Raw genomic sequence first — 24,041 nt, 5'->3', positions numbered from 1 at the left:
ACCTGTGAGTGAGCCTCCGGTCCGGACGAGGCCGTACTCCCTGAGCCTATGGCTCCCGCGAGACGGCCTGCCTCACATCGAGTTCAACGGCCCTGCCCGGCTTCCGTCGGGACGGGGTCCGCGCTCTCCCGCAACTCGCCGACCATGCGCGCCTGCTCGGCCTGGTAGCGCTCAATGGCCGCGAGTTTGACGCCTTCGTATCCACGGACCGCATCGGGCAGTTCCGCGAGCCGGCGAACATCGGCAAGGTTCTCCTCGTTCAGGAGCGCGATCGCGGTCTTGATCGACTCCCGGTACTCGGTGATGAGACCACGCTCGATGCGTCGCATGTGCTGGAGCCCGAACACATCGAGGCGGGTTCCTCGAACGCGCCGCAGCCCATGCAGCATTTTGAGGACCGGGCGGAACCAGCTTCCTAGAGCGACCTTCCTTTCCATGCCCAGGGCTCGCAGGACGGGCGGATGCAGGCGGTAGGAGCGTCGGCTCGCGCTTCCGAATGCCGCGGTGATGCGGTCGTCCACGGCTGGGTCGATGGCGAGTCGTGCGACCTCGTACTCGTCCTTGTACGCCATGAGCTTGTGGAGACAGCGGGCGACAGCCTCGGTCAGCTCGGTCGAGCCGTCGGCCGCAGCGCGCTCCGTGGCCACCACCGTCTGGACGAAGTCGACGTAGGCGCGGGCGTAGCGCCTGTCCTGGTAGTCGATGAGGTCGGACACACGCACGGTGAGAAGGCGATGCAGCTCCGATTCCTCATCATCGGTGACCAACGCCACGAGCTCGGTGGTCCCGGCGGGCAGCCGCGGTTCCATGTCCGGGAGCGTCGGGTCGGCAAGCGTGGCACTCAGCGCCTCGGGGTCGGCGACCGCCTGGCGGCCTCGCCGGAAGGCCTGCACATTGCGTTCGACGGCGACTGCGTTCAGGGTGATGGCCTCTTCGATCGCCGAAGCCGCCATCGGCAGCAGCCCGGTCTGGTAAGCGGCACCCACCAGGAGCATGTTGGCGTACTGCTCGTCGTCGAAGAGCTGCGTGGCCAGCGAGCCGGAGTCCAGAGCGATGAGCCGGCTCATCGCGTCGTGGACGGCATGACGTACGGCATCGGGAGCCGGGAAGCCGACGGTCGTGTCGACCACCATCTGCCCGGTGGGTATCTCGGTCGTGGTCATGACGGCGACGGAGCGATCCGCGGAGGCGACGCAGAGGTACTTCGGGTCGGTCGCGACGAGCGGATCGCACGCGAGGTAGAGGTCGCATTGTCCCTCGGCGATCTTGGCGCCCTGTTCGACGGCATCCTCAGTGATCTTGATGTCGGAGACGACCGCGCCGCCCTTCTGGGCCAGTCCAGTCTGGTCGAGGCTGCGGGCGTGGCGGCCGTCGATGACGGCCGCGGTCGCCAGCACCTGCGAGATGGTGACGATGCCGGTTCCGCCGATCCCGGTGATCCGCATACCGAAGGATCCGGCTCCGGCCGTGCGGGCCGGCTCGGCGATGTCGGTGGGGCCCAGGGCGGGAAGGTCGGCGTGCTTCGGCTTGCCGGCGGGCGTGATGGTCATGAACGCCGGGCAGTCGCCGTCGAGACACGAATAGTCCAGGTTGCACGAGGACTGGTCGATCCTGGTCTTGCGGCCGAACTCGGTCGAGACCGGGTGAACCGACAGACAGTTCGACTTGCGGCCGCAGTCACCGCAGCCCTCGCAGATGCGCTCGTTGATCCACACTCGCGTCGTCGGCGCCTCGGCCTTGCCGCGCCGACGGGCGCGCCGTTTCTCGGCGGCGCATTCCTGGTCATGGATGAGGACCGTGACACCGGCAGTGGCCTTAAGCTCCGCCAGCGCTCCCTCGATCTCGGCCCGGTCCAGAACCTTCACCGACTTCGGAAGCCGGGCCCGTGGGATGCGGGCCCTGTCCTCTGTCGTGATGATCACTTTGGCGACGCCTTCGTGCAGCAGCATGGCGGCGAGCCGGTCGACCGGCAGGGCACCGACGGCGTCCTGGCCGCCGGTCATGGCGACCGTTCCGTTGTAGAGCAGCTTGAACGTGACGTTCACCCCCGCGGCGACCGCTGCCCGGACGGCCAGACTGCCTGAATGCATGAAGGTGCCGTCACCGATGTTCTGCACGAAGTGGTCGGCGTCGACGAACGGTTCCAACCCGATCCACTGAGCACCTTCCCCGCCCATCTGGGTCATGCCGACGACCGGGCCGACTTGTTCGGGATCCATGAACACGACCATGGAGTGGCAGCCGATCCCAGCGCCGACCAGTGAGTCCCCGCCGGCGGTGGTCGAGGTGTTGTGCGGACACCCCGAGCAGTAGTACGGGCTGCGGGCCAGAAGCGGCAGCGCCAACGTCGTACGCGCTTTGGGCCGCTGACGCCATGCGCGGGCGGCTTCGATGCCGAGCGGAGCCAGCACCCTGGACAGTCCGGCGGCGATGCTGTCCACGTCGAGCTCTCCTGAGCGACTGAACAGCGATCGCCCGTCCTGGTCCTGTTTGCCGTGGACGACCGGGGCGTTGGGACGGCCGTACAGGATCTCCTTGACGGCGGTTTCGAGGAACGGCCGTTTCTCCTCGACGACGACCAGTTGGTCGAGACCGTCCGCGAACTCGATGACGGCCTCGCGTTCGAGGGGGAAGATCATGCCGAGCTTGAGGATCCTGATGCCGTACCGTGCGAGGTCTGTGTCGGTGAGGCCGATGATGCGGAGGCCCTCGCGGACGTCGAGGTAGGTCTTGCCGGATGTCAGGATGCCGATCGTGTCCGACGGCCCGCGCTGGACCAGGCGGTTGAGGCGGTTGAGGCGGGCGTACGCCACGGCACGAGGGAGGCGGATGTCGTGCAGGCTGCGTTCGAGGGACATGAGGTTCGCGCCCAGGAGCATGGAGCTCGGCTTGTGCGGGCTGGGGCTCCCGTCGCCCTCGGTGCCCGTGATCCGATCGCGTGCCACGACGGCTGTGGACGCTGAGTCCGCCACGGCGGTGGTGATCTTCAGGCCCGCCCACAGGCCGCTGAACCGGGAGAGGAACTGCGCGTGGAGCCCGAAGTCGAGGACGTCCTGGGCATCGGCCGGGTACAGCGTTGGGATCGCCAGGTCCGCGAGCGTCGCCTCGCTGGCACACGGCACGCTGGACGACTTGGCTCCCGGGTCGTCGCCGACCAGCGCGACGGCACCGCCGGAAGCGCCGGTTCCCACCAGGTTCGCGTGGCGGAGAGCGTCGGAGGCGCGATCGAGGCCGGGGGACTTGCCGTACCAGATGCCCACGACGCCGTCGCACCGTGAAGCGCCGACCTGGCCGGCCAGCTGGCTGCCCATGACGGCGGTCGCGGCGAGCTCCTCGTTCAGCCCCGGTTTGTGGACGATGTCGTGCTCGTGCAACAACGCCCCGCGTCGGCCCAACTCGATGTCGTAGCCGGCCAGTGGTGATCCCTCGTATCCCGAGATGAATGTCGCGGTACGCAGTCCGTTGGTGTTGTCACGCCGGGAGCGGTCCAGCAGAACGCGGACGAGAGCCTGGATCCCGGAGAGGTGCACGACGCCTTCCTCGCGGCGGTAGCGGTCATCTAGACGGAAGCGTCGGCCGCCCGGCTGCCCGGCCTCGGTGATGGGTGCAGTCATCGTCCTCTTCCTCACAACAATCTGGGGCTGCTAAGGGTCCCGCCCGTCTGCGCGTGCGGAGAGACGGCTTTCTCGCGGTCGGCTGGTTCGGTCAGCCGTGCGGTCGCCCAGCCGAGCAGCGCACCGCGGAACGCCGACATCAGTCGGTGCGTGATCTGCGCGGGCGACAGCGCGAGCGTGCCACGGAGGTCGAAGATCTCCCGGGGGTCGAAGAGGACGTTCCACAGGAAGGCGGCCTCGTCCTCGACGCCGACGAGCTCGCCGACCCCGAGAATCGCCACGAGTTCGCGGATGGGACGGGCGAGGGCCTCCGCCTGGCCTTCCAGGTACGGCTCATCGGCCTTGTACCGTGCGAGGAACCCTTCCGGTGACCGGCGGTGCACCAGCGCCGCGCCTTCGGCGAGGACGAGGTCCACCCAGAAGCCGCAGACGCTTTCTAGCAGGGCCAGGCCGTTGCTCGGCTGCTCGAGACTGTGATCGCGGAACTTGCTCACGATGTCCCGTCGGTAGGCACCGAGGGCGTCGTCCGCGGACTCGAAGTGCCGGTAAGCCGTCGCGACCGACACATCCGCCTGCCGAGCGATTTCGGCGAGGCTGATCGGCTGCTCGCAACGCTCGAAAAGCTCTGCGGCGGCCTGGATCAGCTTGGCGTTGTTCAACCGCTGGTCCCTGCGCATGCGCGTCCTCCTCATGTATGCGGCTCATTTCGTGGGCGCCTGCTTGGCCTGCGTGCGCATGCCCTGTTCGGATTCCGCGATCCGCGCCAGCTCGGCGGCGATGTCGTGCGCCTTCTTCAGGGGCACTGCGACGACGCCGTCCGCGTCGGCCACGAGCACGTCACCGGGGTTGATGACGACACCGCCGATGGCGACGGGCGTCCCGACGGCTCCCGGGCCGTGTTTCCACGGCCCTGCCGGCGTGACCGAACGCGACCACACGGGGAAGTGCTGCTGCCGGATCTCGTCGCGGTCCCTGACCGCTCCGTCGACGATCGCTCCCACGGCACCCCGCGAGGAGAAGTACTGGCTGAGGATGTCGCCCATCACCGCCCGGCCCGGGTAACCGAATCCGTTGATGACGAGGAAGTCGCCGGGTTCGATGTGCGCGACGGCGTCGATCACGGCCAGATCGTCTCCGGCGACCGTAAGGACCGTCAGGGCGCTGCCCACGGCACGGCAGCCGTCCCAGAGGGGTGTGATGCCGCCATCGGGCATGCCGAGGCGCCCGAGTGCGTCTCCGATGTTCGCGACCGAGTGCCGTTGGAACTGTGCGAGCAACTCACCGTCAGGGCGCTGCCACTTCGGGCCGACCTCGATGTTGGGCGAGCCGGCCGATGTCGGCGCGTAGGTCATTTCTGTCCTTCCCGTGTCACGTGCTGAATGGGTGCCTGGACGACGTCGATCTCGAGGGAGGCGTCCGGGAGTCCGTGCGCCCGGGCTGTGACGGTGATCCGTCCCGTCTCCCCGGTGGCCCGGACGATCGCCAGGGCACGTCCCTTGAACGACGTGGCGGAATCGTCGAGGAAGCTCTCCTCGGTGGCCGGGGCTCCCGTACCGAATCCTTGGAGGACCCCGGGACCGTCGACCTGGATCGTGATCTTTGTGTCCCGGTTCGGGTTGAGCACACCGCTGTCGTCGATCAGGGTGATGTCGATGTGGACCAACCGCTGAGGATCGGCGCCGAGTTCGGTGCGGTCCGTCTCCAGGCTCAGGTGCGTGGGTTCGCCGGCGGTGCGCAGCGCCGAGCGTCCCACCTCCGTTCCGTCGCGGTACGCCACGACCTCCAGGAGACCGGGCGCATAGGGCACGTCGGCCTCGGCGACGAAGTTCCGCTCGGTACCGACGGGCACGGTCGCGACAGTGGTGCCGTTGAGCCGGAACTCGACCTCCTCGGCCGCCGCGTACGCCTCGACATGGAGCAGCGAGCCGTCAGGAACGTCGAAGGTCCAGCTGGGGGAGACATCGGTCCAGGTCCAGGCCCTGGGCTTGATGACGTAGCCGTCCTCGCGGGGGCGTCGCACGGCGAGGTACGGCGTCTGTGTGAGGCCGTAGACAATCTCGCGGTAGTACGAGATCGGGTGACGCTGCCCGATGATGTCGATGTCCCCGCACTCAGCGGTGAGCCACGGGTAGGGGGCGCGGTGTACCTGCTGGTCCTCGGGATAGACGTGCCGGCCGGTTCCCACCTCGCCGAGGAAGTCCCATGCGGTCCAGGTGAAGTCGCCGATGACGTGGGGGTTCTCGGTGACGAGCTGCCACAGCCGGTCGATCTTCGTCGGGAAGGTCTCCGAGCCCACGACCACGCGGTTGGGATGGGCCTCCTTGTCCAGCACGTACCGGCTCTCGCCGTAGTTGAGCCCCACGACGTCCAGTACGGAGGCGGGTTCGGCGAGTCGCTCACCGACGACCGGCGAGGCCATGAGGGCGTCGATCAGATGCGTCACCTGGCCGAGGTAGTCGTTCAGCCCCCGGATAGGCGCCGCGTCCTGCTCCAGTTCCGCCTTCAGCGCGGGGATCTTGTCGCGGGCGATGTACATGCCCTGGAGCGCGTGGGTGACCAGGCGGGTTGGGTCCTGCGCGCGTACCCGGTCGGCGATGCGGCGGCCCAGGCGCGTGCCGTGCGGGGTTCCGGCTTCGATGATCTCGTTGCCGATCGAGTACATGATGACGCTGGGGTGGTTGAAGTCCTTCGCCACGAGCGAGTCGACGTCGCGTTCCCACCACTGCGGGAATCTGCGCGAGTAGTCGTCACCGGACTTCGCGACCGTCCACACATCGAACAGCTCGTCCATGACGAGCATGCCGAGACGGTCGCACGCGTCGAGCAGGGCAATGCTCATCGGGTTGTGCGCGGACCGTACGGCGTTGAAGCCCGCGGCCTTCAGCATTCGCACCCGCCGCTCGGCGGCATCGGCGAAGTCGGCGGCGCCGAGAATGCCGTTGTCGTGGTGGATCGCACCGCCGCGGAGCTTGACGGTCTCGCCGTTGATCCGCAGGCCGCGGATCGGGTCGGCGGTGACGGTGCGGATACCGAAGTGTGTGGAAGCCTCGTCGAGCGGGCCGCTGTCGACGAAGCTGTCGTCGAAAAGGCGCACGGACGCGTGGTAGAGGTGGGGCGAGTCGACGCTCCACAGCGACGGCCGCTGGACGTACGCCCGCTGATGGGTGGTGATCCCTTCGCCCGCCAGGAGCGTGACCTGGGCCCGGTCGGACGCCACGACCTCGCCCCCGGCGTCCAGGATCTGGAGGAGCACTTCGACGACGCGAGTGCAGACGTCCTCGTTGACGATCTCGGTCTCCGCCACGACGGTGGCGAGATCGGCGTCGATGTCCGGCGTGGTCACTCGCAGGCCGGTCGGTGTGACGTGGACGAGGTCGCCGACGAGGACGCTGACGGGACGGTGGAGGCCGCCCCCCGAGTACCAGCGGGAGTCCTGGTGTGCCTGTGCGTCCACCCGGACGGTGTTGGCCCGGCTGTACTGCAGGAAGGGGTCCGCGCTGACGTGGAAGCGGGAGTATCCGCCCGCCCACTGACCGGCGAGAGCACCGTTGACGTAGACCATCGCGTCGCGGTAGACACCTTCGAACTCGAAGGTGACTCGCTTCGTCGCCCATTCCTCCGGAACGTCGAACTGCTTCTCGTAGGTCCACTTTCCGTCGCGGAAGTAGCCCGTCTGCGGTCCACCGGAGTTCTCCGCGGACCGCCCTCCCCCCAGCATGGCGTCGTGCGGCAGGGTGACTTCTTCCTCACCGGCGCCGGCGACCACGATCGCCTCGTGAACGGACACGAGGGGGCCGACGCGCCACGCGTCGTTGAACGGGATGCGGATCATTGGAACTTCCTTGCTCGATCGTTCTAGAGGGTCGCGGCCGTGGGGTCCCAGTTCTCGGCCAGGGGAGCCGGCGATGCCACGGTGGATTCGAGGGTCAGCGGTGTCCCGGCCCGTGCCGCCTCCGCGATGGCGAGGAGCACGTCGAGAACGTGGCAGGCGAGAGCGCCGGAGGCGCGTTCCGGTACGTCGTCGCGTATCGAGCGAGCGAGCTCCAGCACCCCCACTCCCCGGCCCCACGTGGAGCCGACAGCGGGTACGTCTTCCGGTTCCGAGTGGAGAGGGACGAACCTGCCTGTTCCGGCGAAGCGGTTGGGGTCGGGAATCTCGAGCGAGGCTTCCGTGCCGTGCAGTTCGAGGAGGTCACGGCGGATGCCCGAGTCGAAGCTCGTGACGAGGGTCGCGCGAGCGCCGGAGGCGAACTCCAGCAGAGCCATGTGCTGACTCGGTACGCGCACGTCGAACTCGGTCCCGGCGCCCGCCCCGACGAGGACGCGCCTGACGGCTCGTGCGGTGGAGGAAACCGAGCTCACACGGCGGACGGCACCCAAGGTCTGCACGAGCGCGGTGATGTGGTAAGGCCCCATGTCCAGCAGTGGGCCGGCGCCCTGGTCGTAGTAGAAGGCGGGATTCGGGTGGGTGCCTTCCGGTCCCGGGGACTGCATGATCGCGAGCGCGCTCTTCGGTTCGCCGATGCGGCCCGCGAGGACCGCTCGTTGTGCCGTCTGCAGGGCACCACCGAGGAACGTGTCGGGCGCGCAGGCCATGCGAAGTCCTCTTCGGCCGGCCTTGTCCAGCAGCAGTCGTGCGTCGCGGCGGCTGGTGGCGAGAGGCTTCTCGCTCCAGACGTGCTTGCCGCTCGCGAGGATCCGGGCCGACACGTCGAAGTGGGCGGCGGGGACGGTGAGGTTCAGCACGACCTCGATGTCTTCGTGGGCCAGGAGCTCGTGGACGAGCAGGTGCCGCAACCCGAACTGCCGCGCACGGGCACGGGCGTGCTCCTGGTCGAGGTCCGCTATCGCGACCACGTTCAGATCAGGGAACCGCGTCAGGTTCTCGAGGTAGTGGCTGCTGATGACGCCGGCGCCGATGACACCGACACCCACTCGCTTGGAGTTCACCGGTCGACCTCCACCAGGTGACGCAGGCTCTGCCGCACCGCTGCGAACGGGTCGCCCGCGTAGTCGTCCAGCTCCACGACGCGGACCGCGTCCGGTGCGGCCTTCAGGATGTCCGCCACCGGCATCGCACCCTGGCCGACCGGCTGCTGCTCCAGGAGCGTCGCGGTGTACGGGCCGTCCTTGAGGTGCAGGAACCTGACACGCGCCCCGAGCCGGGAGATCAACTCCACGGCGGAAGCGCCACCGACCTCGGCCCAGAAGGTGTCGAGTTCCAGGACGACGTCCTCGTCCAGCGCCTCCGCGAAGACTTCGAGGCCGGTCCTGCCGTCGAAGTCCTGACGGACCTCGTGGTCGTGGTTGTGGTACCCGATGGTGACGCCTGCGTCCCGGGCAAGCCTCGCGACGCCGTTCAGACTCGCGGCCGCCGCTTCGATGTCCGCCCGCGTGGTCCAGAGCCGAGCGATGATGTGCGGTTCGATGAGCGTGCCGATTCCGAACTCTGCCGCCATGCGGACAGCCGCGGAAGCGTTTCCATCGACGAGGCTCGCGTGTGCGCTGAGCGGGCGCAGCGGTGTCTCGGCCAGCGCACGCCGGTACGCGTCGCGGTACTGCTCGAACCTCCACAGCTCCACGTTCTCGAATCCCATCGCGGCAACACGCGCGAGCGTCCCCCGGAGATCGGTCTCGATGGCGTTGCGCAGCGTATAGAGCTGCACTGAGTACAGGCGCTCCGTCATCCGCGTTCTCCCGGGTCCGGTGCGGGTTCTCCCGCATCAGCCGTTGTCACCGTCTCGGCCAGGACGGCGAGCGCGTGGTCCACGGGTTCAACCGAAGAGGGCAGGTTGAGGAAGCCGTGCAGTACGCCGGGCACCGTGACATGCCGTACGGGTGCGCCCGACTTCACGAGTGCGGCCGCGAACGCCTCGCTGCTCGCGCGCAGATCGTCGTACTCGGCGTCGAGCACCAGGGTGGGGCAGAGTCCGTCCAGGACGGCACCCGCGGGGAAGGCGTAGCCGTGCGGATCCGGCGTGCCGCCCAGGTAGTTGGCCGTCATCCCGGCCACGTCCTCCGGCAGGATCCGGACCATGCGCGGCAACGGCGCGAACGCCTCGGCCAGCGGCTGCGCGAGGGGCGGGGAGACGGCGTGCATGGTCGCATAGGCCAGTACCAGGGTGGTCGGCAGCCAGTTGTCGTCGTCCCGCAGGCGAAGTACGGCTCCTGCGGCGAGGTTCGCCCCCGCGCTCGCGCCACCGACGGTGATCCGCGCCGGTTCGATGCCGAGCTCCGCGGCGTTCTCGCGCACCCATCGGACGCCCGTCACCACGTCGTCGTGCGGCACCGGATACGTCACGCCGTCGACAGCGAGCCGGTAGTCCACGCTGACGACCACGGCGTCGGCCCTGGCACACACCTCGCGGGCGGTCCAGTCGGCCTCGTGCATGTCGAGATCGCCGAAGACCCATCCGCCGCCGTGCACCCAGACCAGGCCGGGGCGAGGCCCCCGCGGTGCTGACGGCGGCCGGTAGACGCGGACGGCTATCGGGCCGTGCGGGCCGGGAATGCTCTCGTCGCTGGTTTCGACGGAGGGCAGTGCCGCTGCCGCCTTCCAGGTCCGGTATTCCTGCAGGCGCGGTTGTACAGCCGGATCGGCGACTGCCTCGCGCCAGGACGGGAGGTCCTCGATCAGGCTGAGCCGGGCGGAGATGCTGGGATGCAGGGCCATCAGGGTCAGGTCTCCAGGGGTGCGGGGAATCGGGTGTAGCGGGCGTAGGCGGGAGACGGTGGGGGAGGTCCGCTCAGACGCGTGGCCGGCCGAATGGCGGGCGGTCAGACCTACTTCACGCTCCCGGCGGCCAGTCCGGAGCGCCAGAACCGCTGCAGGACGAGAAACGCGACGATCAGAGGGATCACCGAGAGGAACGCGCCGGTGATGGTGATGTTGTAGGGGATGCCTTGGTTCACCCCCTCCCGCCAGTTGGCCAACCCGACGGTGACCGGCTGGAGTTCGTCGCTGTTGAGCATGAGCAGGGGCAGCAGGTAGTTGTTCCAGATGCTGACGAACTGGAACAGGAAGATGGTGACCAGCGCGGGAGACATGATCGGCATGGCGACCCGCCAGAAGATCCGGGCCTCGCCGGCACCGTCGAGTCGCGCGGCTTCGATCAGTTCGTCCGGTACCGACGCTCCGGCGTAGATGCGCGACAGGTAGACCCCGAACGGGCTGACGACGCTGGGCAGGAAGACGGCCCAGTAGGTGTTGACGAGGTGGACCTGGCTGAACATCAGGTACAGGGGCAGCGCGAACATGACGTCCGGGATCAGGACGGCACCGAGGATGACGTTGAAGGTCAGGTCCCGACCGCGGAAGGGGTACTTGGCCAGCGCGTACCCGGCCATGGCGGACAGCGTCGTGCTCACCGCCGCGCCGCCGACGCTGTAGAGGGCGCTGTTCAGGAGCCACCGGGCGAAGATGCCGTCCTGTTCCTGGAAGACGTCACGGATGTTGGTCCACAGGTCGAAGTGGGAGAACCACAGCCCGTTCGTGGTGAACAGGTAGCCGCTGTTCTTGGTCGCGGTGACCAGCAGCCACCAGACTGGGATGAGCGTGTACAGGGCGAAGAGCGCCATGACCGCGAACACGCCCGCCCGGCCGGCCAGCGATGACGTACGCAGTCGGCCGGGAGGCCCGGCGGCGGCACGTGTTGCGGAGGGAGTGACGGTCGTCATGCGAAGGTGCCCTTCCGCTGGGTGAACTTGAGGAAGCCGAACGACAGCACGAAGGTCAGCAGGGCGAGGATGACCGACTGGGTGGCCGCGTAGTTGTAGTTGTTGATGTCCGCCGACTGCTGGGTGGCCAGGATCGGCGTGTAGGTGGGGGAGACGGTCGGGGCGACCTGACTCAGCACCGCAGGCTCGTTGAACAGCTGGGCGGTACCGATGATGGAGAACACCGTGGTGAGGATCAGCGCCGGCCGTACCGCGGGAATCTTCACGTGCCAGGCGACCCGCCACCCGGAACAGCCGTCCATCACGGCGGCTTCGGTGAGTTCGCCGGGGATCGCCTGCAAGGCCGAGTAGATGATCAGCATGTTGAAGCCGGTCCAGGCCCACGTCATCATGTTGCCGATCGAGGCGAGCACGAGGTCGCCGGACAGGAAGTTCACATCGAGCCCGACGTGCCGCAGGGCAGCGGTGAACGGGCTGACGCTCGGCGCGTACAGGAACGACCACATGATCGCGGCGATCACGCCCGGCAGCGCGTAGGGCAGGAAGTAGATCTGCCGGAAGGCCTTCTTGAACACGGCGCCACGCGAGTCCAGCAGCAGCGCCAACAGGAGCGCCAGGCCCAGCATCACCGGCACCTGCACGATGCCGAGCGTGAACACCCGCAGGAACGACGACATGAACCGGCTGTCGTGCAGAGCCGTCACGTAGTTGTCGAACCCGGCGAAGACAGTCGTCGACGGTCCCAGTCCGAGGCCGCTGCGGCGCGTCCTGAAGAAGCTCTGGTACACCGCGTAGCCGATCGGTGCGAGCAACATCGCCGTGAACAGCAGCCCGAACGGTGCCAGGAAGAGCACCGCGGAACGAGTGTGGCCACGGCCGGGGCTTCGCTTCGCTGCCGAGCCGGCGATGGGGTGGGCGAGAGCGTCGCCAGGCGTTCTTGTCGCCATGCCTGCTCCTTGCTCGTGAAGTGGTCCCGTGAAGTGAGGGACCGACTGGTCGTTGGTGCTGGTCGGGCTGGTCGTCGCCCTGCGGGGGCGCGGGCGGTGGTGGCACGAGGGAGGACGGACACGCGCATGTCGAGGGCAAGGGCGTGAAGCCGCGGCTCCGGCGTCCGGCAGGTCAGGGAGGCCGCCGGGCGCCCGCCGTCGCTGACCGCGCGCGTCACTTCCCGACGCTCAGCCCCTGGCTCTTCATGGCCGCGACGGTGCTGTCCTGGACGGAGGTCACGGCCTTCGGGATGGTGCCCTGCCCGGCTCCGGCCTTCTTGAGCCCGTCCTTCATGTCGGACTGAACCTGGCTCATGGTCGGGCCCCACACCCAGCCCGTGCTCGTGTTCGCGGCCGCTGTCCTGAACACGTCGTAGATGTTCTGTCCGCCGAAGTACGCCGACGGCTGGTCCACGGCAGGCAGCTGCTGTCCGCTCGTCGCGGCCGGGTAGATACCCGTGTTCTTGATCAGACTGGTGACGCTGTCGTTGTCGGTGCTCATCCAGGTCGCGAACTCCGTGGCTTCCTTCGGGTGCTCGCAGCCCTTGAGCACCACGGTCGCCGAGCCTCCGCGGTTACCGGCCGCCTCTTGCCCGGCGGACCACTGGGGCATGGGCGCCACGGCCCACTTGCCGGACAGCTCGGGCAGGTTCTTGGAGATGAGCGGAGCCGCCCACACGGCGCTGACGAGCGACAGCAGCTGCCCGTCCTGCACCTTCTTGAACCAGGCCGTGTCCAGCATCGGGTCACTGGTGACCAGCTTCTTGTCCAGCAGGCCCTGCCAGTACTGCGCGACCTTGCTCGTCTGCGGGTTGTCGATGGTCACCTGCCACCGGTCGTTCGCGGTACCGAACCACTTGCCCCCGGCCTGCCAGGTCAGTGCCCCCAGGTCATAGGCGTCCTGCGGCGTGGTCGTCAGATAGGCCGAGGGGTTGGCGCTGTGTACCTTCTGCGCGGCCGCGGCGAAATCGTCCCAGGTCTTCGGCGGCGAGATCTTGTACTTCTTGAACAGGTCGGAGCGGTAGTACATCGCCATGGGCCCGGTGTCGACGGGGATGCCGAACACCCTGTCGCCGACGCTGGACATCTGCCAGGCCCACGGCACGAACTTGTCCTTGGCGGAGTCGGCGTACTGGGAGATGTCCTCCAGCGCGCCGGTGGCGATGAAGTTCGAGAGGGTGTCGTAGCCCACCTGACCGAGACAGGGTGCGTTGCCGGCCTTCACCGCGTTCTGCATCTTGGCGTAGCCGCCGATGCTGCCCGCCGGGATCTGGCTGTACTTGACTTTGATGTCGGGGTGGGACTTGTTCCACAGCGCCACGGACTTGTCGAGGCCGACCGCCGCCCCCCAGAACTCCACCGTCACCGGTTTGCCGCCGGAGCTCGAACCGCCCGAGTCGCCGGACCCGCTGCAGGCGCTGAGCGTGACGAGCGAGGCAACGGTCAACATGACCCCAGCCCCCTTCACCCACCGTGAAGCCATGGGAACTCCTTCCGTCGGCCGTCCGCCTTGCGGAGCTTGCCGGTTGATCTGCGAGCGGCGTGTCGCGCACGGAGTCGTTGGTGAGCTTCCCGTCATCGGGGACTCATCCCTACGAACACTGCCGAACGGCTTGCGATTGGGGTTTCACTTGAGGTGTGCGCCAGCCCTTGTTGGCCCGTCTGGCCTACGTGATGCGCTGGCCCCGCGAAGCAGGGTCCGAGGCTCGGAGTGCTTGCGTTCGAACCGAGCGGCTCACTCTGAAGTGCGAAGCGAATCTCAGTTGCGTCGACTATGGGGCCGGGTGCGCCGCCTGTCAACGCTTCCTCGTCGACTTTTGGTAAAGAGCTTGGCTCGTCACTGAAAGAGTTACTGGGCAGCACGGACTTCGGGACCTCTGTGACGCACTCGAGATCTCCGGGAGTCATGTATGGGCGTTGTCGGTCAGGCCGATATGTGATCGAAATCGAGGAGGGCAGTGCTAAAGCGCTTTGATGACGTGCGTAAAGCGGCGCAGACCCTCTTCGAGTGCCGCTTCGTCCGTGGCGAAGGACAGGCGTACGTGTCCCTCGCCCGACGGGCCGAATTCGGACCCGGCGCGTACGAGCACGCCTCCGTCGGCGAACCGTTGCACGAGTTCGACGGAGGACAGGGCGCTGTCGATACGGGGGAATGCGTAGAACGCCCCGAGAGGCCGGACGACGCTCACCGCGTCGAGACCGTCGAGGTGCCGCATGACCAGATCTCGGCGGTGCTGGAAGCGCGCCGAGAGTGCGTGCAGATCCTTGTCGGGAATGCGTAGCGCCTCGATGGCCGCGTCCTGGACGAAGGTGTTCAGAGGCCCGTTGATCGTCCGGTGGACGAGGTTGATCTTTTCGGCGACAGCGGGGGTGGCGCAGATGAAACCGATGCGCCAGCCGGTCATCGAGTACGACTTGGAGAACGTGCCGGAGAGCACCACGCGGTCCTGCACGGAGATCAGTTCGGATGCCGAGGTGAACGCGATCCCGTCGAAGACGATGTCGCTGTATGCCTCGTCCGACAGGAGGTAGAGGTCGGGGTGAGCGCGGAGAATGGCACCGACTCCTTCGATATCGGCTTTGGAGAACACCATTCCAGTGGGATTCACGGGATTGCATAGGACGAGCATGCGGGCACCGGGTGCCGCCGCCGCGAGTTTGCGCAGGTCGATCGAGCCGTCAGGGTGCGTGGAGATCCACTCGACCTCGGCCCCTGCCATGGCCGCGTGGTCCGCGTACAGGGAGTAGGTCGGTTCGGGGAGCAGCACTCGATCGCCCGGGTTCAGCAGAGCGAGGACGGTGGCGGCGAGGCCGGCGCTGCCTCCGTGAGTGACGACGACATTCGCAGGGTCGACCCCGGCGCCCTGGGAACGCGCCAGGTGGGAGGCGATTTCCTGGCGGAGATCCGGAGACCCCGTGATCTGCGAGTAACGAGTGCGACCGGCGCGCAACGCCCGGACGGCGGCTTCCACCACTGGCTGCGGGGTGTTGTTGTCCGGCTCACCCATGGCCAGGGAGACGGCGCCCGGCACCGCGCCGCCCAGCGTTTTGGGCCGCCGCGACGCTGCTCTGATGCGTTCCGGGAGAGAGCTGGCGGTTCGGGAGGGGAGGGCGCTCATCCGGTCTCCAGGGAGTCACGAGATATAAAGTGCGAGAACGTTCTCACATTGCGAGGGGTGGTTCAAGGGTGGGGGCGGCTGGACGGCCGGAGGCAGGTGGTGGCACATGCCCGAGCAGGTGCGCGGTGGGCGAGCTGGGGTGCGGTGGGCATGCCTGAAGCTCACCGCAGACGCCGTGGGTGGTTGGTTACCGGTGTTGAGCTACGGCAACCGCGGGGGAGCCGCTCCTCACCGGCTGCCGGTCGTGTGCCTCAGGCGCCGGCCCAGCCCTGGAGAGCCCCGTAGTAGGCCGTCGTCAGACGGCTGATCGCTTCCTCCTCCGGGAGGCCGGTGCTGATCAGGTCCAGGATCTCGCGTGGATCGAACATGGCGTTGTACAGGAACAACGCGTGATCGAAATGCTCGTCCGGCACGTCCAGGTGCCGCATCACGCTGCGAATGGGGCGCTCCCAGGCGTCCCGGACCGGGGTGATCACCTCGTCGTTGCCGCGCAGGCGGGTGAGGAAGCCCGTGCGCGATCGGATCTGGACCATGGCGGGGCCGTAGCTGCGGACCAGACGAGCCCATTCCCGCACCACGTCCTCGAACAGGGCAGGGCCGGTCTTGGGGCAGTCGTGGCTGTAGTTGCGCAGCTGGACGATCACGCCGAGCAGGTAGGCCTTGAGGAGCTCCTCGACCGACGGGAAGTACCGGTAGGCCGTGGCCAGCGACAGGTCGGCCCGCTCCGCGACGGCCCCCATGGTCATCGCACCAGGCTCGGTCCTGAGGGCTTCCCCCACGGCATCCAGGAGCTTGCGCCGGTTGCGGACCGCGTCGCGGCGCATGCCGCGCCCAGCACCCTGTTCCTCGTTCTTGACCGTCAGGGGGAGCCTCCCGGGATGCCTCATCGGAGAGAGGTGTCTCACCTCTGGGCAAGACGATAGTGAGGTCCGTCCGAGTCGCTCAAGCGGCGGGGCCTCGCCCGGGGCCGGGATGTGCGTGAAGGGCTTGGCCGATCTTCCTGGGTGTCGCCCCGGGCCACTGTTCCGGAGGGGGCTGGGCGAGCAGATCTCAACGCGGGAGGATCGTCACCTCGGCCCGGTTGAAGCGGGAGCTGTTACCCCCGGTGTGGAACGCCACGTAGTCAGGGCCGGGGCCTGTGTTCGACGTCTCGGTCCGCGGTGAGTACTGCTGGTGCGGTTGCCGGGGCCCAGTGTGAGCGGAATCGTCAAGCGCCCCTGGGCGTCGGCGGTGGCCGACCGTGCTGAAGCGCCCTCGTGGTCGCGGACGGTGACGCGATACCGCGTGCCCGGCGGCCTGATCGACGAGAAGATGAACGACCGGGGCGTGACGCGATGCTGCGCGTTGTGCCATGTGTGGCTGCCGGGTCCGTAGTCGAGCCACCGGTGCCGGATGGCCTCGTCGTCGCGCCGGGGCGGCCGTTGCCCGTGTACAGAGACACGTCCGTGCGCAGATTGGCCGCCAGATCCCAGGGGTTGTCCCCGCGCCGGCGGACTTCCTGCGTCGCCCACGGCCCCCCAGAGGGAGGGGTGTAGCTGCTCGATGATGGTGCGCATCCGGACGTTCTGGCGGTCGACGTTTCCGGAGAACGAGTCGGCGGCACCGAAGGGGTCGGGGTGCCGAGCAGCGTACGAGACGGCCCCGAACCCGCCCATCGACAGTCCGGCGGCGGCCCGCGCCCCGCGCTCGAAGCGCTCAGCCCCCCACCGTGGTGGAGGTACAGCACAGGGTAACGGCGCTCCTACTCCGCGTCGTAGCCGCGGTGGGAGTCGCTGTCATCTCCGGAGTCGGCGTGCCGCGGCCTCTGTGTTCGGCGATGGTCAGGGGCGCGGCGTCCGTGGTGTCGTAGCCGCACGCTGCGACGGTCGTCGTGTCCCTCCGCCGTCGATGCCGCCGCGGGCTTCTGGCATCGTTCGCTCAAGCCGCTTCGAGACGGGTCGGCCGACCAGGCACGCTCGTGGCTCGACCTCCTAGTAGGTGACCACCGCACGGAAGCGGACGGCGCCCTTGGCGACCTTGTCGACCACCGTGGCCACCTCCTCCTTCGGGAACGTCTCGACCATGGGGGTGACCTTTCCCGCGGCGGCGAGGTCGAGGGCCTCCCGGAGGTACTGCGGCCCGTTGTGGGTGGAACCGATCACCTGCATGCGAGTGCCGATGAACGGAAGGCCCCTGCCGGAGGGCGGGACGGTGAAGGGGGCGGTGGGGTCGATGCCCGACAGGACCAGTCGCCCGCCCGGCCGCAGGCCCGTCAGCGCCTCCGCCGCGGCCGGATAGGACGTGCCGGTCGCCAAGATGACGTCGGCGCCGCCCGCTGCGCGCAAATCGGCGCCGTTCGCCACGACCTCGTCCGCGCCCAGCCGCCGTACCACGTCATGTTTGTCCGGCGAGCTTGTCATCGCGATCGTCTCGAGGCCGCAGGCGTGCGCGAACTGCACCGCCAGATGGCCCACCGCGCCGATGCCGAGCACGGCGACCCGCTCGTGCGGCTGAGGCTCCCCGGCGCGCAGGGCGGACCATCCCGTGTAGCCCGCGCACAGCATGGGCGCGGCCAACTCGAAGGGGAGCCCGTCGGGCAGGAGTACGGTCTCGTCGGCGCCCACGACCATGTACTCGGCATGTCCGCCCTGCACGCTGAAACCGGTCGTGGTGGGTGCCGCGCACGCGAAGGCGGCCTGCCCGGTCACCGGCAGGCCCAGACGGCAGTAGTCGCACCGTCCGCAGGAGGCCCGGACCCAGTGGGTTCCCACCCGGTCACCGACGCGGCGCGTGGTGACCCCCGGCCCGACCGCGACGACCTCGCCCGCCGGCTCGTGTCCGGTGATCGCCGGCTCGACCGAGGGGAACCGGATCGCCCCGGTGGTGGCCAGGACGTCGTTGACGCATACGCCGGAGGCGCGCACCCGCATCAGCACCTCGCCGGGCCCCGGCTGTGGAGTGGGCACCTCGCGCAGTTCCCACCTGCCGTTGACCGCGGGTATCACGGCTGCCTTCACGAAGTTCACCTTTCTTGTGCGACGGATGAAAGGAGGGCGCGGATGTCGTCGATGACCGACGGCGCAGGAGGTACGCGCGCGTCACGACAGGGTCACAGCGTGCTGACGTCGGTGCGACGGCGGTCCTCCTTCATGGGCAGGGAGGTGACGGTGGCGCGGAGCTCGCGCTGAGCGGTGCCGGGGTTCCCCCACAGCACCGTCACCTCGGTGCCCGGTGCCGACAGGTCGCGATCGATGACGCAGAGGGAAATGGTGCGGCGCAGGTGCGTGCTGTACGTGCGGGAGGTCGAGACGCCTACCGGGTGTCCGTCGACCAGCACCTGGTCGAGGCTGGCGCCGATCTTGCGCGGCATCTCCATGGGATCGGGCAACGGGCCGTCGCCGAACTGGGAGGAGTACAGGGCGATCACGTCCTCGTTGTTCCAGTGCAGGCCTGCCAGGTGGCGCGCCGGGCCGCCTTCGGCCGCCTCCGCGGCCAGCGCGTCGCGTCCGATGAAGTCGTGGGAGGTGAGGGCTCCGCGACGGCCCCAGCCGAGCTCACCGGGGCGGCGGAAGTACTCCGTCACGTCGGTCGGGACGAAACTGCCGTCCGGCATCCCGCGGGGAAAGAGCTTGGGCGCCCCCGGCGTGATGATCGACGAAGGCAGGTAGTCGATGCCGACGGTCGCGATGCCCGCCTCGATGTGGGCCACGAGTTGGGAGCGCATCCCCAGTTGGCGGATGCCGTGCTCGGTCCCGGCCTCGACGACCGCCGTCCAGATCGCGTTGGCGTCGTCGGCGGACCCGTGCAGTTCGTACCCCAGCTCCCCGGAGATCCCCGAGCGCAGAATCCGCACGGGGATGCCGCTGATACTGGTCATGCGGCTCCGGTTGAAGCCGATGTCGCGCAGGCTCTCGCCGGTCGCGGCCTCGAGTGCGAACAGCGACGTCGGCCCCTGGATCTCGAAGATGAACATGTCGGGGCTGATCACCTCGCTCTTGGCGTCCCAGCTGCCCTGGTCGATCTGCCAGGCGGTCCAGTCGACGCCGCCGCCGCTGTAGACGAACTCCTCCTCGGCCACCCGGTACAGCAGGCCCTCGGAGGCGATGTGGCCGCGTTCGTCCAGCTGGACGTGATGCTTGATCTGGCCGGGCTCGAAGCGTGACAGGTTGTTCATGCCGATGCGGGTGAGCGCGGTCAGGGCCTCGGTCCCGTGGACGCGGAGCTTGCCGATGGCCGACCAGTCGCCGATGTAGCACGACTGCACATGGGCCAGGCTCTCCTCGCCCCAGTTGGTGTACTCGTAGGGGATGAAAACGGGCGTCCACCGGAAGAGCAGACCCTTGACGTTCGCCTCGTCCTGGGCGGCGGCCGCCGGGCTGAACACCGCCGGCCTCTCCACGTCGAAGGGGCGGTCGGCCCGTTCCAGCAAAGCCTGGTAGCGGGCGCGCTGCCGGTCGATCAAGTGCTCCATGGAATTCCTCCGGCGGTGATGGTGGTACGGCATTTCTGACCCGGAGTTGTTTCGCCGGGAAGCTGTCATTTCGCTGAGTGACGTCGGCGGCCGAGGGGTCTCGCCGTCGATACGCCGCCCTGGTCACGCGGTCAGGTCGTCACGTCGCCGACTTCCAGGCCCTTCAGCTGCTCCAGGTAGGACGCCATCCATTCCATGGAGAAGCCGCCGTTCAGCCGGAGGGCGAAGTTGTAGAGCAGGAAGGGGTGGACACCGAGCTGGAACAACTCGCGGATGTCGGTCCTGGCCAACGCCTCGCGCTCCTGGTCGGTCAGGTCGCGGTCGGCGAGGGCGGCCTCCGGGACTTCCTTCAGCTGCTGCGCCAGGTCGCCGTCGGCGGCGACCTCCCACAGCACCCGGTTGGTGGCGTACCGGCTCATGGGGCCACCACCTCCGATGCGGGGGCGGACGCATGGTCGCCCCAGGCCAGGAAACCGGTCGGCGGGGCGAAGGTGCTGGCGACCTTCTCGGCGTAGTCCGGGGTGACTCCGCCCACAGCGCCGAGCGCGAAGAGGAAGTCGAGGAATCCAGGGGTGCCGCTGCCGATCGCTGCGAGCGACTCGTAGGTGGTCTCCTTGATCAGCGACTCGGTGTCACCGGCGGTGATCTGCTCCCATACCCGTTTGTCCCACGCTGTCTCCGGCTCGGTCTGGAACCGTGCCATGGCCGGGTTTCCGATCGCGTTGGACAGGTGCCCGCTGGCGATGATCGCCACCCGCAGGTCGGCGGGGTGCGCCTCCACCATCTCGACGATGGCGGCGCCGAGGTCGTAGAAACGACGCCCGGTGGCCACCGGCGGAGCCATCACGTTGGTGAAGATCGGAACGACCGGTAGGTCCTGCTCGGGCCTGAGGAAGCTCAACGGGACGGTGAATCCGTGGTCGAGCAGGAAGTCATCGCTGTAGGAGAAGTCGATCCCGCGCTCGAAGCCACCGCGCAGCAGGTGCCGCGCGATGTCCCCTTCCAGGGCGGTGTCGTAGGACCCGATGCCGAACAGCTCCTGCTCGTGCGGGAACGGGCCACGCGCACGGACCGCCTTGCCGATCAGGAAGGTCGGCATGTTGTCGTAGAACCACTGGTTGAAGTGGTCCCCGGAAACCACCACCAGCACGTCGGGCCGCGCGGCGGCGAGCCGTGCCCGTAGTTCTGCGAAATGGGCTATTGATCGCCGCAGCGGCTCGGGAGCCGCCGATCCGCCGGCGGCAACGCCGGGGAGCAGCGGGTCATGGGGAGTGCACAGCACTTGGACGACGCTGGCCATCGCTCACCTTTCAGCATGGAACCCTCCAGGCAGACCAGCCGTACAGAGGGGATCTCCACATTCGGTGGTAACAGCGTGAGCGGTGCGACGTCGTTGTGGAATAGCGGAACCGGTATGCGCACTATCCGCGGAGCGTATGGTCCGACGACGTTCGTCATGGGGGAGGGCGCGCCGAAAGTTCGCGGCAGCTGAGGCCGTCCGGTGGAGCATGCCCACCAGCAGCTCGCCACCGAACCGGGGCCGCAGCCCGGCCAGGGCATGGCCGGTGGCCGACTGGATGAGCCCGACGACCTCGCCGGCCCGTCTGCCCCGAAGGGCGGACACGGCGTGCGGCCGGGTATTCATCCGGTCCATGGCTGCGATATGAAACCACGTATTGGACGTGGCCCAGGCCACCCACAAGATGGTGCTGCACCACGGGAGTTCAGGGCATCCGCAGCGGAGCCGCCGGGCCTCCCGGTGTTCGCCGACGCTCGTTGGCATTCGGCCCGGACGTCTCTCATCGCCCTGCACCGATCTCCTCAACCTGCCCTGAAGCACTCGGGAGTCCTGCCATGACCAGCATCCAGAACGCGCTCATTGTCGGCGGGGGCATCGCCGGCCTGACCGCCGCGACCACCCTGTCCCGTACCGGAATCTCGTGCGACGTCGTCGACCTGGCAGACGGTCCGGCCGGGGCCGCCATCTCACTGCTCAACCGGGCCGTCGACGGTCTCGCCGAGATGGGAGTCCTGGATCAGTGCCTGGACGAGGGGCTGGCGGTGTCCCCGCAGGACATCTTCGCCTACTTCGATGCGGCGGGGAGACCGGTGTCCACGCCGCCCATGCCTCCCGCACCGACGTCCGCTCTGCCGCACGGCATCCTCATCTACCGGCCGACCCTGGCGAACATCCTCCGGCGAGCCGCGGAACAGGCCGGCGCGAGCGTCCGGAACCGCGTGGGTCTCGCCGCGCTGCGGCAGACGGAAGACTCCGTCACCGCCACCCTCACCGACGGCTCGGAGCGGTCGTACGACCTGGTCATCGGCGCGGACGGCATCCGGTCGAAGACGCGTTCGCTCATCCTGGGGGACCAGGTGACCCCGACCTACTCCGGCCTCACGATGTTCCGATGGGTCGCCGACGGGGTGCCGGACGTCGGCCCGATCGGGCACTACGAGTCGGAGTACCTCTGCGTGACCCGGCGGCAGCGGGACGGCGGCCTCTACCTCGCAACCGGCCGCGAGTTCCCGGAGCGCCCGCGCATCGATGCGGCACAGGCCCGGCAGATCGTCCGGGAGAACCTCCGCTCTTTCACCGCACCGCTGATGCGCGCGCTGGAGGAGAGGCTCACGGACGACACGAAGATCATCGTCAACGACTACGACTGGCTGCTCGTGTCCGAGCCTTGGTACCGGGGCCGGGTCCTGCTGATCGGCGACGCCGCGCACGCCACCACCGCCCACCTCGGTGCCGGAGGGGGGATGGCGATCGAGGACGGCGTGGTCCTCGGTCAGGAATGCGCGGCCGAGGGCCCGCACGAGGACGTGTTCAAACGCTTCATGACGCGGCGCTTCGAGCGGGCTCGCCTGGTCGTGCAGACCAGCGTCGAACTGGACCGCATGCAGCAGCGGGGAGAGCCGATCGCCGCCCAGAACAAGGTGCGGGGGCGGGCGATGGAGGCTCTCTCCAGCCCCTACTAGGCCCCGTGCCCGGCACATGCGGACCGACGACCACGGGAGCCGGCGAGCATGACGACGCACGACCACCGGACCGGGCGTCGCCCCTGACGGACGGCGCCCGGCGGCGCGCTCATCGACGCGCGCCTTCGCGCTCACCGGACTTCGACCCCCGGCGAAGCACCACGCTCACGTCACCGCCCGCTCACGACAGCCGCTTCCTTGCCCGCGGCCGTGGCCGGGCGGCGCGGACCGGGGGCAGCTGGAGGCCGGGGACGACCCGGTTGCGGATGGTACCGATGCCCTCGACGGTCATCTCCACGACGTCGCCGGGCCGCAGCGGCGGCGGGTCCGGGCGGCCACGGAGGCCCCACAGCTCGGCCAGGCAACCGCCGTTCCCGCAGGTGCCCGAGCCCAGGACGTCTCCGGCGCGGACCTCGCTGCCGCGGGATGCGTAGGAGACCAGCTCCTCGAACGGCCAGCCCATGTTGGACAGCAGGTCATGTCCGATCTCGGTGCCGTTGACGGAGACCCGCATCTCGAGGGACAGGAAGCCCTCGTCGTCCCGGTACGGCTCCAGTTCGTCGGCGGTGACCAGCCACGGGCCCAGAGTGCCGGCGAAGTCCTTGCCCTTGGCCGGGCCCAGGCCGACCTTCATCTCCCGGCGCTGCAGGTCGCGCGCGGACCAGTCGTTGAGCACCGTGTAGCCGAAGACGGCATCACGGGCCTGCTCCGGACTCAGCGACGCGCCGCCCCTGCCGACGACTGCGGCGACCTCGAGCTCGAAGTCGAGCAGCTGTGAGCCGGGCGGGACGGCGACGTCGTCATGGGCACCGACGAGCGCGTAGGGGTTGGTGAAGTAGAAGGTGGGAGCCTCGTACCACTCAGACATCACACCGCCGTCGGTCATGCTCCGCACCACCCCCTCCACGTGCTCCTCGAACGCCACGAAGTCCCGCACGGTGGGCGGGGCGAGCGGTGGCAGCAGCCGGACGCCGTCCACCGGCACGGCCCGCGTCTCCAGCGCCGTGCCGCCGGTTTCCAGCGCGGCCGGCAGCCCCGTACGTACGAGGTCGAGCACCGTCGTCCCCTCCGGGAGGGCGTGCAGCCCCGCCTCGGAGACGACACCCGAAAACGTTCTGCCCTGCGACTCCCAGGTCGCGAACTTCATCGACCCGGACCGGCGAGGTGGAGGGGCGGCGGAGTGAGCGTGTTCGACGGACGTCGGTCGACGATG

18 protein-coding genes and 1 pseudogene are annotated in these 24,041 nt (G+C 68.5%); 1 reads left to right on the top strand and 18 read right to left on the bottom strand.

All coding sequences use genetic code 11. The annotated features are described in order from the left end of the window. Window positions 1-83: 83 nt before the first annotated feature. The 17 genes and pseudogenes from QA802_RS05335 to QA802_RS05255 form a co-directional block, all read right to left on the bottom strand. Window positions 84-3,614, bottom strand: a complete 3,531-nt coding sequence (locus QA802_RS05335) for an indolepyruvate ferredoxin oxidoreductase family protein (protein ID WP_334518478.1) — start codon at window positions 3,612-3,614, stop codon at window positions 84-86. An 11-nt stretch (window positions 3,615-3,625) separates the two neighbouring features. Then, window positions 3,626-4,291: a TetR/AcrR family transcriptional regulator gene (locus tag QA802_RS05330; protein WP_334518476.1), complete on the bottom strand. Its 666-nt coding sequence runs from the start codon at window positions 4,289-4,291 to the stop codon at window positions 3,626-3,628. Between the two features lie 24 nt (window positions 4,292-4,315). After that, window positions 4,316-4,966 (bottom strand): RraA family protein, encoded by a 651-nt coding sequence (locus tag QA802_RS05325; protein WP_334518474.1) that lies wholly within the window; start codon window positions 4,964-4,966, stop codon window positions 4,316-4,318. Further along, entirely contained in the window at window positions 4,963-7,446 is a 2,484-nt protein-coding gene (locus QA802_RS05320; RefSeq protein ID WP_334518473.1) for a glycoside hydrolase family 2 TIM barrel-domain containing protein, read from the bottom strand. The genes QA802_RS05325 and QA802_RS05320 overlap by 4 nt, the downstream gene beginning before the upstream one ends. A gap of 23 nt (window positions 7,447-7,469) precedes the next feature. Next, window positions 7,470-8,564 (bottom strand): Gfo/Idh/MocA family protein, encoded by a 1,095-nt coding sequence (locus tag QA802_RS05315; protein WP_334518472.1) that lies wholly within the window; start codon window positions 8,562-8,564, stop codon window positions 7,470-7,472. Next, complete coding sequence (locus tag QA802_RS05310) at window positions 8,561-9,301, bottom strand: sugar phosphate isomerase/epimerase family protein (protein WP_334518470.1); 741 nt, start codon at window positions 9,299-9,301, stop codon at window positions 8,561-8,563. The genes QA802_RS05315 and QA802_RS05310 overlap by 4 nt, the downstream gene beginning before the upstream one ends. Continuing rightward, window positions 9,298-10,287 carry an alpha/beta hydrolase gene (locus tag QA802_RS05305; protein WP_334518468.1) on the bottom strand — a complete coding sequence of 330 codons (990 nt, stop codon included), beginning with the start codon at window positions 10,285-10,287 and terminating at the stop codon, window positions 9,298-9,300. The genes QA802_RS05310 and QA802_RS05305 overlap by 4 nt, the downstream gene beginning before the upstream one ends. Window positions 10,288-10,397: 110 nt before the next feature. Next, entirely contained in the window at window positions 10,398-11,291 is an 894-nt protein-coding gene (locus tag QA802_RS05300) for a carbohydrate ABC transporter permease (RefSeq protein WP_334492328.1), read from the bottom strand. Beyond that, window positions 11,288-12,238, bottom strand: coding sequence for a carbohydrate ABC transporter permease (locus QA802_RS05295; protein ID WP_334518466.1), 951 nt, complete (start codon window positions 12,236-12,238; stop codon window positions 11,288-11,290). The genes QA802_RS05300 and QA802_RS05295 overlap by 4 nt, the downstream gene beginning before the upstream one ends. Before the next feature lie 214 nt (window positions 12,239-12,452). After that, complete coding sequence (locus tag QA802_RS05290) at window positions 12,453-13,727, bottom strand: ABC transporter substrate-binding protein (RefSeq protein ID WP_334518463.1); 1,275 nt, start codon at window positions 13,725-13,727, stop codon at window positions 12,453-12,455. 511 nt (window positions 13,728-14,238) lie between these two features. Beyond that, window positions 14,239-15,396, bottom strand: a complete 1,158-nt coding sequence (locus QA802_RS05285; protein WP_334518462.1) for a pyridoxal phosphate-dependent aminotransferase — start codon at window positions 15,394-15,396, stop codon at window positions 14,239-14,241. 251 nt (window positions 15,397-15,647) lie between these two features. Next, window positions 15,648-16,220 (bottom strand): TetR/AcrR family transcriptional regulator, encoded by a 573-nt coding sequence (locus QA802_RS05280; protein WP_334518460.1) that lies wholly within the window; start codon window positions 16,218-16,220, stop codon window positions 15,648-15,650. Window positions 16,221-16,463: 243 nt separating this feature from the next. Beyond that, window positions 16,464-17,066: pseudogene (locus QA802_RS05275) on the bottom strand (alpha/beta hydrolase-fold protein); the annotation flags it as partial. A 300-nt stretch (window positions 17,067-17,366) separates the two neighbouring features. Then, window positions 17,367-18,392 carry an alcohol dehydrogenase catalytic domain-containing protein gene (locus tag QA802_RS05270; RefSeq protein WP_334518458.1) on the bottom strand — a complete coding sequence of 342 codons (1,026 nt, stop codon included), beginning with the start codon at window positions 18,390-18,392 and terminating at the stop codon, window positions 17,367-17,369. A gap of 92 nt (window positions 18,393-18,484) precedes the next feature. Continuing rightward, window positions 18,485-19,846, bottom strand: a complete 1,362-nt coding sequence (locus QA802_RS05265) for a glycine cleavage T C-terminal barrel domain-containing protein (RefSeq protein WP_334518456.1) — start codon at window positions 19,844-19,846, stop codon at window positions 18,485-18,487. A gap of 131 nt (window positions 19,847-19,977) precedes the next feature. After that, window positions 19,978-20,265: a hypothetical protein gene (locus QA802_RS05260; RefSeq protein ID WP_037681893.1), complete on the bottom strand. Its 288-nt coding sequence runs from the start codon at window positions 20,263-20,265 to the stop codon at window positions 19,978-19,980. Further along, window positions 20,262-21,146, bottom strand: a complete 885-nt coding sequence (locus QA802_RS05255; protein ID WP_334518452.1) for a DODA-type extradiol aromatic ring-opening family dioxygenase — start codon at window positions 21,144-21,146, stop codon at window positions 20,262-20,264. The genes QA802_RS05260 and QA802_RS05255 overlap by 4 nt, the downstream gene beginning before the upstream one ends. Before the next feature lie 554 nt (window positions 21,147-21,700). On the opposite strand from QA802_RS05255, the gene QA802_RS05250 reads away from it, so the two are divergent. Continuing rightward, entirely contained in the window at window positions 21,701-22,828 is a 1,128-nt protein-coding gene (locus tag QA802_RS05250; protein ID WP_334518450.1) for an FAD-dependent monooxygenase, read from the top strand. Window positions 22,829-23,009: 181 nt separating this feature from the next. Here QA802_RS05250 and QA802_RS05245 read toward each other — a convergent pair whose 3' ends face one another. Next, window positions 23,010-23,975, bottom strand: coding sequence for a fumarylacetoacetate hydrolase family protein (locus QA802_RS05245; protein ID WP_334518448.1), 966 nt, complete (start codon window positions 23,973-23,975; stop codon window positions 23,010-23,012). Window positions 23,976-24,041 lie beyond the last annotated feature (66 nt).

This window comes from Streptomyces sp. B21-105, from assembly GCF_036898465.1.
In the GTDB taxonomy this organism is placed as follows: Bacteria; Actinomycetota; Actinomycetes; order Streptomycetales; family Streptomycetaceae; genus Streptomyces.
The sequence above is the reverse complement of the archived record's forward strand: the minus strand, read 5'-3'. Positions and strand labels throughout refer to the sequence as shown.